This window comes from Parasphingorhabdus sp. NYA22, assembly GCF_976973735.1.
In genome coordinates this window covers 2,824,339-2,838,927 of record NZ_OZ333477.1, presented here as the reverse complement: position 1 = coordinate 2,838,927, position 14,589 = coordinate 2,824,339, and the positions used below count along the sequence as shown (strand labels likewise).

The 14,589-nt window shown below is 56.0% G+C and carries 14 protein-coding genes; 9 read left to right on the top strand and 5 right to left on the bottom strand.

Annotated elements, in window-relative coordinates; translation table 11 throughout:
* Positions 1–145 precede the first annotated feature (145 nt).
* From ACWFTY_RS13575 to ACWFTY_RS13545, 7 genes are all read left to right on the top strand, one after another.
* Entirely contained in the window at positions 146–1,102 is a 957-nt protein-coding gene (locus tag ACWFTY_RS13575; protein WP_447524722.1) for a polysaccharide deacetylase family protein, read from the top strand.
* 10 nt (positions 1,103–1,112) lie between these two features.
* Positions 1,113–2,360, top strand: coding sequence for a dipeptidase (locus ACWFTY_RS13570; protein WP_447524721.1), 1,248 nt, complete (start codon positions 1,113–1,115; stop codon positions 2,358–2,360).
* Positions 2,357–3,499 carry an acyl-CoA dehydrogenase family protein gene (locus tag ACWFTY_RS13565; RefSeq protein ID WP_447524720.1) on the top strand — a complete coding sequence of 381 codons (1,143 nt, stop codon included), beginning with the start codon at positions 2,357–2,359 and terminating at the stop codon, positions 3,497–3,499. The genes ACWFTY_RS13570 and ACWFTY_RS13565 overlap by 4 nt, the downstream gene beginning before the upstream one ends.
* 8 nt (positions 3,500–3,507) lie before the next feature.
* Complete coding sequence (locus ACWFTY_RS13560) at positions 3,508–4,551, top strand: enoyl-CoA hydratase/isomerase family protein (protein WP_447524719.1); 1,044 nt, start codon at positions 3,508–3,510, stop codon at positions 4,549–4,551.
* Entirely contained in the window at positions 4,548–5,330 is a 783-nt protein-coding gene (locus tag ACWFTY_RS13555) for an enoyl-CoA hydratase-related protein (protein ID WP_447524718.1), read from the top strand. Before ACWFTY_RS13560 ends, ACWFTY_RS13555 begins: the two co-directional genes overlap by 4 nt.
* Before the next feature lie 65 nt (positions 5,331–5,395).
* Positions 5,396–6,277, top strand: coding sequence for a 3-hydroxyisobutyrate dehydrogenase (gene mmsB, locus ACWFTY_RS13550; RefSeq protein ID WP_447524717.1), 882 nt, complete (start codon positions 5,396–5,398; stop codon positions 6,275–6,277).
* A 6-nt stretch (positions 6,278–6,283) separates the two neighbouring features.
* Positions 6,284–6,481, top strand: coding sequence for a hypothetical protein (locus tag ACWFTY_RS13545; RefSeq protein WP_447524716.1), 198 nt, complete (start codon positions 6,284–6,286; stop codon positions 6,479–6,481).
* Positions 6,482–6,489: 8 nt separating this feature from the next.
* Here ACWFTY_RS13545 and ACWFTY_RS13540 read toward each other — a convergent pair whose 3' ends face one another.
* Entirely contained in the window at positions 6,490–8,019 is a 1,530-nt protein-coding gene (locus tag ACWFTY_RS13540) for a CpaF family protein (RefSeq protein ID WP_447524715.1), read from the bottom strand.
* Between the two features lie 172 nt (positions 8,020–8,191).
* Here ACWFTY_RS13540 and ACWFTY_RS13535 point away from each other — a divergent pair, with 172 nt between their 5' ends.
* Entirely contained in the window at positions 8,192–9,109 is a 918-nt protein-coding gene (locus ACWFTY_RS13535; protein ID WP_447524714.1) for a DMT family transporter, read from the top strand.
* Positions 9,110–9,216: 107 nt separating this feature from the next.
* On the opposite strand, the gene ACWFTY_RS13530 is transcribed toward ACWFTY_RS13535, so the two are convergent.
* Complete coding sequence (locus ACWFTY_RS13530; protein ID WP_447524713.1) at positions 9,217–10,350, bottom strand: hypothetical protein; 1,134 nt, start codon at positions 10,348–10,350, stop codon at positions 9,217–9,219.
* A 72-nt stretch (positions 10,351–10,422) separates the two neighbouring features.
* Here ACWFTY_RS13530 and ACWFTY_RS13525 point away from each other — a divergent pair, with 72 nt between their 5' ends.
* Positions 10,423–11,742 (top strand): lipopolysaccharide biosynthesis protein, encoded by a 1,320-nt coding sequence (locus ACWFTY_RS13525; protein WP_447524712.1) that lies wholly within the window; start codon positions 10,423–10,425, stop codon positions 11,740–11,742.
* A 22-nt stretch (positions 11,743–11,764) separates the two neighbouring features.
* Here the strand turns inward: ACWFTY_RS13525 and ACWFTY_RS13520 are convergent, their stop codons facing one another.
* From ACWFTY_RS13520 to ACWFTY_RS13510, 3 genes are all read right to left on the bottom strand, one after another.
* On the bottom strand, positions 11,765–12,022 hold the full coding sequence (locus ACWFTY_RS13520) for an ATP synthase F1 subunit epsilon (RefSeq protein WP_447524711.1): 258 nt from the start codon (positions 12,020–12,022) through the stop codon (positions 11,765–11,767).
* Between the two features lie 187 nt (positions 12,023–12,209).
* Entirely contained in the window at positions 12,210–13,655 is a 1,446-nt protein-coding gene (atpD, locus tag ACWFTY_RS13515) for a F0F1 ATP synthase subunit beta (RefSeq protein ID WP_447524710.1), read from the bottom strand.
* 25 nt (positions 13,656–13,680) lie between these two features.
* Complete coding sequence (locus ACWFTY_RS13510) at positions 13,681–14,556, bottom strand: F0F1 ATP synthase subunit gamma (RefSeq protein WP_447524709.1); 876 nt, start codon at positions 14,554–14,556, stop codon at positions 13,681–13,683.
* Between the last annotated feature and the right edge of the window lie 33 nt (positions 14,557–14,589).

The window sequence follows — 14,589 nt, the reverse complement described above, 5'->3', positions numbered from 1 at the left end:
TAAGGCTTTGGCGCTGTAGAGTTCCAAATCAGGACAAGCCGCCCGAAATGCTGGAAATTCTGGTGTTTCGGGCGGAAACGATCATCATGGCTGCCTACTCGATATTGATCCCGGTGCCGCGTTGCTAGCGCTGTCGCCAAGGCTGTTGCTGCCATCGGTTCTGCTGGCACTTGTCCTGTTCGCCTTCTGGCGTCCGGACAATGTTGCAAACGAGACAATGGCCCTGCCTTCGCCGGTCGCAATGTCCGACAAGCGCATCGCCTTCAGTTTCGACGATGCGCCGCGGGGCAAGGGCGCTTTTCTGGAACCGGACGAGCGACCGAAGCTGTTGATCGAGGCGCTGAAAACAGCGGGCATCGAACAAGCCGCCTTCTTCATCAACACGGGGCGGATTACCGCTTACGACAATGACGCGGCCGATATCGCTGCGTATGCCAAGGCCGGACATGTCCTGGCTAACCATACTGCCAAACACAGCAAGCTCTCAGCCGTATCGGTCGAGACCTTTCTCGCCGATATTGATGCAGCGGAGGTCTGGCTGAAAGACAAACCCAGTTACCGCCCGTGGTTCCGCTTCCCGTTTCTCGATGAAGGACGGAAAAACAGAGTGAAGCGCGATGCGGTGCGGACTGGTCTGAAAAAGCGCGGTCTGATGAACGGCTATGTAACGGTTGATGCGTCCGACTGGTATCTGGAGGACATGGCGATCTCGGCGGCCAGGGCGGGAAAGATCATGGACTGGAACGCGCTGCGCGACCTGTTTGTCGAATCCTATGTGCAATCGGCCGAATTCTCGGACGATCTGGCGCGGCGGACGCTGGATAGAGCGCCGGTACAGATGATATTGCTGCATGAAACCGATTTGTCCGCGATGTTCGTCGATGATCTGGCAGCAGCGCTCAAGGCGTACGGCTGGACGATTGTCACCGCCGACGAGGCTTATCGCGACCCGATTGCCAATATGGAGCCGGACGTCGATTTTGCCGATGGTACCCGCACACAGATGCTGGCCGCCGAGCGCAACATCGGCAATCGATGGTACAAGCGTAATGATCAAAAAGTAGCAAAAAAGCTATTTGCCGAGAGGGTGCTGCGCGACTAGACCTCGTTGCATGAAAACCATCCCTATCATCTCCGGCCTTGTTTTGGGCTTTGCCGCACTAGGCACCCCATCGGCGTTGGCGCAAACACCGGAACAGGTGGCGCAACAGGTGCTCGCCAAAAGCCCGGTCATCGACGGGCATAATGACGCGCCCGAACAGATTGCCGAGCGGTTCGGCAGTGATTTCTCGGAATTCGACTTTCGAGACACATTGCCGACCAACGGGACGGGTTCGAAGCCGATGCACACCGATATTTCTCGACTCCGGCACGGAGGAGTCGGCGGTCAGTTCTGGTCGGTATGGATCGACCCCGAATTGCCCCAGTTTGAGGCGGTTCAGCGGGTGATCGAGCAGATTGATATCGTCCACCGGCTGATCGATACATATCCGGATGATCTGCAACTTGCCCTGACCGCTGATGACGTGGAGGCGGCCCGGGAAAATGGCCGTATCGCCTCGTTGATCGGTATGGAAGGCGGCCATTCAATCGGCAATTCGCTGGCCGTACTCAGGCAGACTTATGCTCTGGGCGCGCGCTACATGACGCTGACCCACTGGAAAACGCTCGACTGGGCCGATAGCGCAACGGATGCGCCCGAAAGCGACGGCCTGTCAGACTTTGGCGTTTCGGTAGTCCAGGAGATGAACCGGCTCGGCATGATCGTCGACATAAGCCATGTTTCCGAAGCCACGATGAATGACGCGCTTGATGTGACCAAGGCGCCCGTGATGTTCAGCCATAGCTCTGCGGATGGTGTTACCAAACATCCCCGCAATGTGCCGGACGCGGTGCTGAAGCGGCTGCCAGCCAATGGCGGGCTGGTGATGGTCACGTTCGTGCCGTCCTACGTCAATGCAAAAAACCGGGACTGGGCCGCTGCGGAAAAGGCAGAAGAAGCTCGTGCGGCTGCTCTATATCCCGGCGATGCGGTGGCGCGAACAGCCCATCTGGCGGACTGGAATGAAGCAAATACTATGCCGCCGGTTACGGCAACGGATATCGCTGACCATATCGATCATATTCGCGATGTTGCCGGCATAGACCATATCGGCCTCGGCGGAGACTATGACGGAATCCCGTTCACCCCCGACGACCTCTCGGACGTATCGACCTATCCGCTGCTGTTTGCTGAACTGGCAAAGCGTGGATATAGCGCAGCCGACCTTGCAAAAATCGCCCGCGGCAACATATTGCGGGTAATGCGAGGAACAGAATCAACCGCCGCTACAATGGCAAAAAGCAAGAATCCGATATGACCCAATTTTCCCTGACCGAAGACCAGCTCGCCATTCAGGAAATGGCGCAGAAATTTACTGCCGACGCGATCACACCTTTTGCTGCCGAATGGGACGAGAAGCATATCTTCCCGCGCGACACGATCAAACAAGCGGCAGATCTCGGCTTCGGCGGTATCTATGTATCCGAGGAATCCGGCGGTATTGGTCTTGGCCGACTGGAATCGGCGATCATCATGGAAGCGATGGCTTATGGTTGTCCCTCGACCAGCGCTTTCATCTCGATCCATAATATGGCCAGCTGGATGATCGACACATTCGGATCACAGGCGGTGAAGGACAAATATCTGCCCGAGTTGGTGCCGATGGAGAAAATCTCCAGCTATTGCCTGACCGAAGCCGGCGCGGGATCCGACGCGGCCTCGCTGAAGACAAAGGCGGTTCGGGACGGTGATGATTATATCGTCAACGGCTCGAAACAGTTCATTTCCGGCGGTGGCGAGAACGAAATTTACGTCACCATGACACGAACGTCTGATGATGGCGCGAAGGGCGTTACTTGCCTCGTCATCGAAAAGGACATGGAAGGCGTCAGTTTCGGCGCAAACGAAAAGAAACTCGGTTGGCACTCGCAGCCGACTGCCCAGGTGAATTTCGATAGTGTTCGGGTTCCCGTTGAAAACCGCGTCGGTGATGAAGGCGAGGGCTTTCGCATTGCGATGGCGGGCCTTGATGGCGGACGATTGAACATTGGCGCCTGTTCGCTTGGTGGTGCACAGCGCTGTCTCGATGAAGCGGTCGCCTATACCAAGGATCGCAAGCAATTCGGCAAGGCGATCAGCGATTTCCAGAATACCCAGTTCACGCTTGCCGATATGGCGACCGATCTTGAAGCTTCGCGCGCGTTGCTTTATCTCGCGGCTGCCAAGGTGACCGAAGGCGCGCCGGACAAGACCAAATTCGCGGCCATGGCTAAGCGCCTCGCTACGGACAATGGCAGCCAGATCGTCAACGATGCCCTGCAACTCTTTGGCGGTTATGGCTATTTACAGGACTATCCTATCGAACGTTTCTGGCGCGATCTGCGGGTGCATAGCATTCTCGAGGGCACCAATCAGGTTATGCGGATGATCGTTTCGCGCGAACTGCTTCGGCAATAAGGTAAATTATGACAGAAGATCTCATTATCAGAAAAACCGGCCGGGTCGGCCATATCAGCCTGAACCGGCCCAAAGTGATCCATTCGCTCAATCTCGACATGTGTTTGGGGATGATCGACGCGCTGCTCGAATGGCGCGACGATGACGAAGTCGAAGCGGTGATCATCGATCATAGCGAAGGCAGGGGTTTTTGCGCCGGTGGCGATATTGCCATGCTGCGCGAATCCGGCATGACGGACGGTAAGAAAGGCCGTGAGTTTTTCTACAAGGAATATCAGCTCAACCATCTGATGTTCGAATATCCCAAACCGCTTATCGCCTTCATGGACGGTATCACCATGGGCGGCGGCGTGGGTATATCCCAGCCTGCGCCCTATCGCGTTGCGACGGAGAATACACGCTTTGCCATGCCGGAAACGGGCATTGGCCTGTTCCCGGATGTTGGCGGTGGCTGGTATCTATCTCGATTGAGCGGACGTTTGGGCCAATTTCTGGCGTTGACCGGCGCACGTCTGGATGGCGCGGAATGCAAGGAAGTGGGCCTCGCGACCCATTATTTGCCATCAGAGTCTCTGGATGAAGCCAAGCAGAGAATTGCCGAGAACCCGGACCGGATCGAAGGTATATTGGGGCAGCTTTCTGCCAATATTCCGGAGGCTCGGATCGCCAGCAATCTCGACAAGATCGACAAGTTTTTCGCCTCGGATGTTTATGAGGACATATTGGCCGCGCTTGATGCCGATGACAGCGACTGGGCCGCCAAGGAACGCGGTACTCTGGGCACCAAGAGCCCGCAGACCTGCAAGGTGGCTTTGCGCCAGCTCAAGGAAGGCGCGGCGATGGATAGCTTCGCCGATGAAATGCGCAACGAATATCGGATCGGCTATCATGTGCTGGTTATGCACGATTTCCTCGAAGGCGTGCGGGCACTGATAATCGACAAGGACAATGATCCGAAATGGAATCCGGCCACCCCCGAAGAAGTGACCGACGAATGGATTGATGCGATTTTCGCACCCCTGCCAGCAAAAGAAGAATGGAAGCCCCTATGACTTACGAAACAATTCTCACCGAGAAAAAGGGTGCGGTCACCCTGATTACTCTCAACCGGCCCAAATCCCTGAATGCATTGAACAGCCAGGTGCTCGAAGAATTGATTGACGCCTTTGCTGCTTTTCAGGCTGATGACACGCAAAATTGCGCCGTCCTGACCGGTTCCGGCGACAAGGCTTTTGCTGCCGGTGCCGATATCAAGGAAATGTACGACAAGTCCGCGGCTGATTTCTATCTGGAAGATTTCTTCGCCAAATGGACCAGCCATATCGTCAAGGCCACCCGCAAGCCGTGGATCGCCGCGGTCAACGGCTTCTCGCTCGGCGGCGGCTGTGAACTGGCGATGATGGCAGATTATATCATTGCCAGCGACAAGGCGAAATTCGGTCAGCCGGAAATCAAGCTAGGCGTCGCACCGGGCATGGGCGGCTCGCAGCGGCTGACCCGCGCGATCGGCAAGGCCAAATCGATGGAAATGTGCCTGACCGGCCGGATGATGGACGCAGAAGAAGCCGAACGCTCCGGGCTGGTTGCTCGCGTGGTGCCGCATGACGAATTGCTCGATGAAGCGCTTAAATCGGCTGCGCTTGTCGCCTCGATGCCGCCGATGGCCGCGCAGGTGAATAAGGAAATGGTCAATGCAGCGTTCGAAAATAATCTCGAGCAGGGCTTGGTCCACGAACGGCGTCTGTTCCAGATCCTGACAGCCACCGAAGACAAGAAAGAGGGCATGGCCGCGTTTATCGAGAAGCGTGAAGGCCAATGGAAGGGGCGCTAGAACTAGCTGCTTCTACCTCGCAACGCCGCATGGCTTTGTTTCGCTGACAATCACTGGAGACTATAATGAAAATCGGATTTATCGGCCTTGGCAATATGGGCGGCGGCATGGCTGCCAATCTCGCGAAGGCGGGGCATGAGGTTTTTGCCTTTGACCTGTCTGGCGAGGCGCTGGCTAAAGCGGGAGAAGCGGGCTGCCATCCGGTCAGCGATGCTTCTCAGGCGATCCAGAATATGGAAGCCGTGGTTACCATGCTCCCGGCCGGCACCCATGTCCGCAAAGTCTATGAATATGAAATCATCATCAATGCCAATCCCGGCACATTGGTGATCGACTGCTCGACCATCGACGTCGACAGCGCCCGCGACGTGGCGACCATGGCGGAGGCCAAGGGCCTTGTGCCTGTCGATGCGCCGGTATCTGGCGGTATCGCTGCGGCTAATGGCGGCACATTGACCTTCATGGTTGGCGGCAGCGACGAAGGCTTCAAGCGCGCGGAGCCGATCCTGTCCGACATGGGCAAGGCGGTAATCCATGCTGGCGGCAATGGTGCCGGACAGGCAGCGAAGATCTGCAACAACATGCTACTCGGCGCGTCGATGATCGCCACTTGCGAGACGTTCAAGATGGCGGAGAAGCTGGGTCTCGATCTGCAGAACTTCTATGATATTTCCTCGAAAGCTTCGGGACAAAACTGGTCGATGACCAGTTATTGCCCAGTACCCGGTGTCGGTCCGCAAAGTCCGGCAGACAATGGTTACGAAGGTGGATTTGCCGCCGCTTTGATGCTCAAGGATCTGCGCCTGGCGATGGAGGCTGCGCAAAGCGCCGGCGCTGATGTACCGATGGGCGCAGCAGCGGCGAAACTCTATGAGCAATATGCCGAAGGACAGGGGCAGGGCGGCAAGGATTTCTCCGGCATCATCAATATGATAGACAAAGGCTAAGCCTATATGCCGCCGCTGTGGATGGTGATCTGCGGGCTGTCGGGTACGGTTGCCCTGATCTCGGAGATCGGCAACCGGCGCCGCAACAATCGCCGTGATATTGAAGATGTCGGCTTCATGCCTTGGTCAACCATCACCGCCTTGGCGTTGCTGACCTTCGGGATATCGATTGCCTTCGGACTGGGAATAATCTCGACCGGATGAGCGCGTGATTACAGGCAGGCTTCCAGCAGCGGCTGGTCAAAGCCATATTGTCGCGCTTTTTCGAGCGTATAGGGCCGCAGGCCCGCCGATACATATTCACCGATGATCTTGCCGTCGGCATCCTCGTCGAGATATTGATATTTGAACAATTCCTGGGTGACGATCACGTCGCCCTCCATCCCGATTACCTCGGTGATGTTGGTCGTGCGGCGCGAACCATCGCGCAGACGCTTCACCTGGACGATCAGATCGACGGATTCGGCGATCTGGCGGGAAATGGCTTCCTTCGGGATTTTGATGTCGCCCATCAGGATCATATTCTCCATACGGCCGAGACATTCGCGCGGGCTGTTGGCGTGAAGCGTACACATGGAGCCATCATGGCCGGTGTTCATGGCGGCCAGAAGGTCGAAACATTCCGCGCCACGAATCTCACCAAGGATGATCCGGTCAGGCCGCATACGCAGGGCGTTCTTGACGAGATCGCCGATGGTAATCGCGCCTTCGCCTTCAAGGTTGGGCGGACGGGTTTCGAGCGGCAGCCAGTGCGGCTGTTGCAAACGAAGCTCGGCGGCATCCTCGATCGTCAGTACGCGTTCACCCGGATCGATCATTTTCGACATCGCATTGAGCATGGTCGTCTTACCGGAACCGGTACCGCCCGAGATAACAACGTTGAAGCGGCATGCGCCGGCAATCTTGAGCGCCGTACACATGTCATCGGACATGGAGCCGAAGCCCTTCATCATATCGAGAGTGATCGGTTTCTCGGAAAATTTACGAATCGAGATCGCGGTGCCTTTGAGGCTCAGCGGCGGAACGATTACGTTCACACGCGAGCCGTCCTTCAGGCGCGCATCGGCAAGCGGCGTTGTCTGGTCGACGCGGCGGCCGACCTGGTTGACGATCCGCTGGGCGATCTGGAACAGATGTTCCTCGTCCCGGAACTGTATCGGCGCGATTTCGAGCTTGCCCTTGATTTCGATATAGGTCTGTTCGGGACCGTTGACCATGATATCCGAGATGTCCGGATTGCTCAGCAGCTCTTCGAGCGGTCCAAAGCCGAGCAATTCGTCGACCAGCACTTTTTCCAGCGCAAATTGTTCGCGCCGGTTGAGCGTGAGCTTTAACTCGGTCAGCACTTCCATGATGATCGGGCGGAATTCTTCGGTCAGTTCTTCCTTGTTCAGGGTCGCGGCGGCTTCCGGGTCGACGCGCTCTAGCAAGCGCGGCAGCACCTGTTCCTTGATCTTGTGGACCGAGGCACCAAAGCCCTCTTCCTTTTCGGAATCTTCTGCCAGCGGTTGCGAACGCTCGGAAAGGCGCGCCATTGCGTCACTTTGCGCAGGAGCTGGTGAGGATGGCGTTTCGTTATCGGTGAGCGGAATGGATTCAAGCGGCGGAAACTGGTTGCCACCCAGATTGTCATCGCGATTTTCTGGCTCGGCAATCTTCTTGCCGCCGCCGGTCATGGGCTTCGCCACGCCAAAAGACGGTTTACCGCCGCCCAGTCCATTTTTCTTGCCAAATGCGCTCATGCTATTCTGTCCGATATGTCTAATGTCACACGATCAATGCCCTCTTTCCCCGAAAATGGTTAATAAACTGGTAAATCTGCCTGATTTCAACAGGACGATTGTTCATGCATTTTTGTGACTTGCTCCGCATAAAGCAGCCGCTAAGCCGACAATATGCGCAAGGAACAAAATTTTGACTGCTGACCATTCTCGTGATCGGGCAGCCGCCAGCGGTATCACACTCGCGCTGGTGGCCTTTGCCGGTTTCCCGCTCGGTGATGCGGTGATCAAGTCGATGGCCGGAGACTGGCCGGCGCCGGCTGTGGCAGCGCTTCGCTTTGCGATCGGTGCGCTGGCTCTCGCGGTAATCCTGTTCATGCGGGAGGGTCGTCGCGGCTTTCAGGTCAACCGGCCGTGGCTCCACGTTGCGCGCGGATTTGCGTTGTTTGTCGGGACCATCAGCTTCTTTTCCGCCATTTATATCATGCCGCTGGCAGATGCGGTGGCGATATCCTTTATCAACCCGATCCTCACCGCATTATTTTCCGGCTGGTTTCTGAAAGAAAAGATGCCGCCCCGGACATGGGTCGCGACGATCATTGCATTTGCCGGGGTGCTGATCATGCTGCGTCCCAATGTTGCCGCCTTTGGCTGGGTGGCTATATTGCCGCTGATTTCCGCCTTTGCCATGTCGACGATGCTGATCCTCAACCGCATGGTGTCGACCCAGCGGTCGATCTTCGCGGCGCAATTCTATATTGCCTTCTGGGCGGCAGTATTTCTGATCATTGCTTCGCTGATCGGGCACTGGCTGGTCCCTGTCATGGCCGTCCCCAGTGCGCCGGATTGGGACGTTGTGCTGCGCTGCCTGTTGGTGGCACTGACTGCGACGGGCTGTCATTTCCTGCTGTTCATGGCAACGATGCGAACGACCGCGGCGGCGATCGCGCCGATTGTCTATATCCAGTTGCTGATCGCGACGGCCATCAGCGTCTTTGTCTTTGATGATCCGATTGACCGTACCGCGATGTTCGGGGGCTTTTTGATAATTTTCAGTGGATTGCTGCTTTGGCGCAGCTCCCGGAAGGCGACGACAGTGCTGGAAGCCTAGGCTATTTGGGAAACTTGCTGAAGCAATGCGAGATGCCGGTCTGTCCAAAGTTACACGAACAGCAGCATTTTCCCTCAAAAATGGTCAATCAGTAACGTTCGCTTTCCCTATTTGCGCTGCGTCTTGCCATGGTGATAATAGTCCATAATCGCATCCGCCGCATATTCGGCTCCGTTTTCAATGTCATCGCCTAGCGCGTCGCGCGTCAGTTTTTTCTGTATCTCGATATATTGCGGATGCATTTCGTGCGCGCGCGCCACGGCGGCAAATATGTCGGCAGGATCGTCAATAACCTCGCCCATTTGCCAGAACAGATAATTGGGGTTGTCCCGCCAATCTATCTTGTTGAAATTGAGAAATACGCACGGTCTGGGCCGGGCCGTGAACTCATAAACCTGACTGCTGACATCCCCGATATAAATATCCGCCGCGACAGTATAGCTGTTATCAAGCAGGCGGTCCGAGCAGGTGTCGATGAGGATATTCTCGGTGCTGCGGCTTTCCCACTTCTCTCTAACGCTTGCCGACCGTCTGCGGAACATCTTGATATGGGGCGCTACGATCAGGTTGAATATATCCTGTCTGGCAAACTGGTCCAGCATCGGCTCGATTGCCTGTCGCCATGATGATTGCTTCCGGTCCTTATGCGGATTGTAGATGACGGCCGGCCGGTCGTTTTCGAACAACGCCTGCTTTCCCTTGCGCAGCCGTTCCGTGACCTCGGTTTTCAGATAGCCGGTTGTTACGATCCCGTTCGGCTGACCCAGTCCCTGTTCCAGATATCGTTCCGCTGTCTTGGATCCGTGTGGCAGGAGCAGATCGAACTCTGCGATGCGGGGATGCCAGGCGACATCCCTGTCGCCCGCGCCATGGCTTTTGAACACGAAAACAGGACGGTCGGATTTGCGCTTCTTGGCAAGCCAGGCGACCGTATTCTCGACCGAAACGATTACATCATAGGATAATAGTTCCCGCATATTCGCGCGCATGACCTGGTTTTTCGCCATACCAAGAAAGCGTACTGATTGGATCATCCAGCCCAGAAAGCCGCGTTTCAGGCGCTTCACAGGTACGGGTTTGACGCCATTTGCAGTCGCTATCCGCAGCAAATGCTCAGGCACTGTCGGATCATTATAATATGCGATCACGTCACACCCATCGCGTTTGGCCAGTTCCAGAGCTATGGTGTAGCCGTGATAAGTTTGATACGCTTCTGCAATGAACAGGAAGGCAATTTTCATACAAATGGGTCCAGTATGTCTGAAGGGTTTCCTCGGACATGAATTTCTGTTGGTCGGATTGCAGGTGTACTGTTGAATAACAAGATTATTATCGGGGTTCGATCCTTTTTCGAGTCCAATAGCTCGCTCAGTCGTGTGATCAAAAACCTTGGCTGGCTGCTGGCTGGAAAGGGTTTCGGTGCGGTGCTGAGCCTATTCTATCTGGCATTGGCGACCAGGTTGCTCGAGCCTGCCGGTTTTGGATATTTCACGCTGATACTGGTGACGGCACAGGTCGCTTCGGCATTTGTCTCTTTTGAAAGCTGGCAACTGGTAATCCGCTTCGGCAGCCAGCTGCAGGCGCGAAAGGCAGATGACGAGATCAACAGGCTCGCTGCATTCTGTCTGCTGCTTGACGTCAGCTCGGCTCTGCTCGGGATATTGCTGGTTACCGGCTTGATAGCGATTTTTGCGCACCAGTTCGGCTGGCAGGATGAAATGATAAAAATGGCGATCCTGTTTGCGGTTGTCAGCCTGCTCAGTGTGCGTTCCTCCGCTATCGGGATATTGCGCCTGTTCGACCGGTTCCGCGATGGTGCAATGGCCGCTGCGATGACGCCGCTGGCCCGATTTGGCGGCGCCTTGCTGGCCTGGTCATTCTCGCCCGATATAAAGGGCTTTCTGATCGCCTGGGCTGCGGCGGAGGTACTCACTTGCTTCGCCTATTGGGTGACTGTCCGGCTGGTCACGCCCGTCCGGTTTGCCGGCCTCGGGTTCTCCGAGATACTTGCGACACCAAGAAGCTTCTCGCAATTTTTCAGCTTTCTCTGGATCACCAATCTCGGCACGACCGTAAGAGCTATCGCGCAGCAGGTTCCGTTGCTGGTTGTTGGCTTTTTTGTCGGCCCGGCCGCCGCCGGACTGTTTCGATTGGCCTATCAGTTGAAAGACGCGGTCGCGCGGCTCGCCGATATGCTCGGTCGAGCCGTTTATGCGGAACTGAGCGCAGTGGATTCGCATGAGGGCGGCGACGCCCGCAAGACGCTGTTCGCACAGACCAGTCGCATATCCGCGGTCGGTTCCGTATTGTTGGTGATCATTGCGCTTCTGCTCGGAAAACCGGCGTTGCAGCTGATTGCCGGAGATGCGTTCCTGCCGGCCTATCCGATACTTCTGGTTCTGGCACTGGCTGCGGCGGTCGAACTATGGGGTGTCAATTTCGAACCCAATTTGATGGCCGCTGGCCGTCCCCGGGCAATTCTCTGGATACGCGCTGCCGCAGCATCGGTTCTGCTCGGCCTGCTGGCGGCCCTGATACCCAGTCAGGGCGGTCTCGGCGCGGCCTATGCCATATTGGCATATAGCCTTCTGGCTAATATGGCGCTGTGGATATTTACCCGCTATTCAGACTGATAGCGGACGATCAAGGATCAGATCAGGAAACAGCCTCGGCCAGAACCGTCAGGCCCTTTTCATTGACCTGGGCAAAGCCGCCCTGCACGGAAATCGTCTCCGGCGTCGCGCCTTCGCTGGCGTAAATAACCAGTTCCGCATCGCGGATCGTCGACATCACGCCGGCGTGATGGGCAAGCACGCCAAAATCACCCTCGATACCGGGCACCACCACCATATAGACATCTTCCGACCGGACGAGCTTCTCTGGGGTTACGAGTTCGAAATGTAGATTTGCCATTTTCATATCCTTTATCCCTCTCCCTGGAGGGAGAGGGTTGCGACGACTTGGCAGCTTGCTGCCTAGTCATAGCTGGGTGAGGGTGTTCTGCCATCTGGCGCAGGGAGCACCCTCATCCAACTTCGGCTAGCTGGCAAGCCAGCAAGCCTCCGTATCCTTCTCCCTCAAGGGAGAAGGCTTCGATTCATTAAGCCGCTTCAGCAGCCATTTTTTTGCCTTTTTCGATCGCTTCTTCGATGCCGCCGACCATGTAGAAAGCGTTCTCTGGAAGGTGATCATATTCGCCTTCAACAACAGCCTTGAACGATTTGATCGTATCTTCGAGATCAACGAACTTGCCCTTGATGCCGGTGAAGACTTCCGCAACGTGGAACGGCTGCGACAGGAACTTCTGGATTTTACGGGCGCGCTGGACGACCAGCTTATCTTCTTCCGAAAGCTCGTCCATGCCGAGAATGGCGATAATGTCCTGCAAAGACTTATATTTCTGCAGGGTTTCCTGAACAGCACGGGCCGTATCATAATGTTCCTGGCCAACAACACGCGGTTCGAGAACACGCGAGGTTGAGTCGAGCGGATCAACAGCAGGGTAGATGCCAAGCTCCGAAATCGCACGGTTCAAAACGGTGGTTGCGTCGAGGTGGGCAAAGGATGTTGCCGGTGCAGGGTCGGTCAAGTCATCGGCAGGAACGTAAATGGCCTGAACCGATGTAATCGAACCCTTGTTGGTCGAAGTAATGCGTTCTTGCAACTGACCCATGTCGGTCGACAGGGTAGGCTGATAGCCCACAGCCGAAGGAATACGGCCGAGCAGTGCGGACACCTCCGAACCAGCCTGGGTGAAGCGGAAAATATTGTCGATGAAGAACAGAACGTCCTGGCCTTCGACGTCGCGGAAATATTCCGCCTGGGTCAGACCGGACAGAGCCACACGAGCACGCGCTCCTGGAGGCTCGTTCATCTGGCCGAATACGAGAGCCACTTTGGAGCCTTCCGACTTCGGATTGCCGTCGGCATCCTTGGCGATAACGCCAGCGTCGAGAAATTCGTGATAGAGATCGTTACCTTCGCGGGTACGCTCACCAACACCGGCGAAGACGGATGTGCCGCCATGGCCTTTTGCGATATTGTTGATCAGTTCCTGAATAAGAACGGTCTTGCCCACGCCGGCGCCGCCGAACAGGCCGATCTTGCCGCCTTTTGCATAAGGCGCGAGCAGATCGACAACCTTGATGCCCGTCACCAGAATTTCATTCTCGGTGGACTGGTCGACAAAAGCAGGGGCTTCCGCGTGAATAGGAGAGGTAGCTTTGTTGCCGATCGGGCCGCGTTCGTCGATTGGCTCGCCGATCACGTTCATGATCCGGCCAAGCGTTTCAGGACCAACAGGCATCATGATCTGCGAACCGGTGTCGGTGACTTCCTGACCGCGGGTCAGACCTTCGGTCGCATCCATTGCGATGGTACGAACCGTGTTCTCGCCGAGATGCTGTGCAACCTCGAGGACCAACCGGTTGCCGTTATTGTCGGTTTCAAGAGCCGAGAGAATTGCCGGGATTTCGCCGTCAAAGGTTACGTCGACGACAGCGCCGATAACCTGTGAAATGCGGCCTATATTTTTGGTTTTTGCCATTTTTCCGTTTCCTTGCGTACGTGCTTTAGAGCGCTTCAGCGCCAGCGATGATTTCAATCAATTCGGTGGTAATCGCGGCCTGACGGCTGCGGTTGTAAACAATCGTGAGGTTGTCGATCAGATCGCCGGCATTGCGGGTCGCATTGTCCATGGCGGTCATCGATGCCCCTTGCTCTGACGCGTTATTTTCAAGCAATGCACCGAAAATTTGAGTGGTCAGGTTGCGCGGGAGCAGTTCGGCCAGGATTTCTTCCTTGTCCGGTTCATAATCCACTGCACCGCCCGCCTCGGAAATAGCGCCGTCTTGAACTGCAATCGGAATGATCTGCTGGACGGTAGGCTCCTGTACCAAAGCGGATTTGAACTTGCCGTAAAACAAATGGGCAACATCATATTTGCCCTCTTCGATCATATCCGTCAGGTCCTCCGCAATCGCCTTGGCCTCTTCATATCCCGGTGCCTTGACGGTCGACGTATCGAAATGCTTCAAAATCTGGCCGGGATAGAAACGCTTGATGATCGGAATACCCTTGCGGCCGACCATGTAGAATAAAACCTTATGACCTTCGGCCAGAAGCCGCTCTGCCTTGGCGCGGGCTTCCTTCACGATATTGGCATTGAACGCGCCGCACAGGCCGCGGTCTGAAGTGGCGACGACCAGCAGATGGGTTTCCAGCTTGCCCGTACCTGCCAGCAGTTTCGATGTATTTACATCAATCGAAACCTTGGTGGCGAGGCTCGCCATCACATTTTCCATTTGCTCGGCATAAGGACGCGCAGCTTCGGCGGCCATTTGCGCCCGACGCAACTTGGCTGCTGCAACCATCTTCTTGGCTTTGGTGATCTTCTGGGTCGACTTAACCGACGCGATCCGATCTTTCAGTTCTTTAAGACTAGCCATTTCATTCCTTCAATTGTCATTCCCGCGAAGGCG

What these genes read in the sequence shown, in the direction of transcription:
- ACWFTY_RS13570 (WP_447524721.1), top strand. Translation starts at nt 1,113, where the DNA reads ATGAAAACCATCCCTATCATCTCCGGCCTTGTTTTGGGCTTTGCCGCA.
- ACWFTY_RS13565 (WP_447524720.1), top strand. Translation starts at nt 2,357, where the DNA reads ATGACCCAATTTTCCCTGACCGAAGACCAGCTCGCCATTCAGGAAATG.
- ACWFTY_RS13560 (WP_447524719.1), top strand. Translation starts at nt 3,508, where the DNA reads ATGACAGAAGATCTCATTATCAGAAAAACCGGCCGGGTCGGCCATATC.
- ACWFTY_RS13555 (WP_447524718.1), top strand. Translation starts at nt 4,548, where the DNA reads ATGACTTACGAAACAATTCTCACCGAGAAAAAGGGTGCGGTCACCCTG.
- mmsB (WP_447524717.1), top strand. Translation starts at nt 5,396, where the DNA reads ATGAAAATCGGATTTATCGGCCTTGGCAATATGGGCGGCGGCATGGCT.
- ACWFTY_RS13545 (WP_447524716.1), top strand. Translation starts at nt 6,284, where the DNA reads ATGCCGCCGCTGTGGATGGTGATCTGCGGGCTGTCGGGTACGGTTGCC.
- ACWFTY_RS13540 (WP_447524715.1), bottom strand. Translation starts at nt 8,019, where the DNA reads ATGAGCGCATTTGGCAAGAAAAATGGACTGGGCGGCGGTAAACCGTCT.
- ACWFTY_RS13530 (WP_447524713.1), bottom strand. Translation starts at nt 10,350, where the DNA reads ATGAAAATTGCCTTCCTGTTCATTGCAGAAGCGTATCAAACTTATCAC.
- ACWFTY_RS13520 (WP_447524711.1), bottom strand. Translation starts at nt 12,022, where the DNA reads ATGGCAAATCTACATTTCGAACTCGTAACCCCAGAGAAGCTCGTCCGG.
- atpD (WP_447524710.1), bottom strand. Translation starts at nt 13,655, where the DNA reads ATGGCAAAAACCAAAAATATAGGCCGCATTTCACAGGTTATCGGCGCT.
- ACWFTY_RS13510 (WP_447524709.1), bottom strand. Translation starts at nt 14,556, where the DNA reads ATGGCTAGTCTTAAAGAACTGAAAGATCGGATCGCGTCGGTTAAGTCG.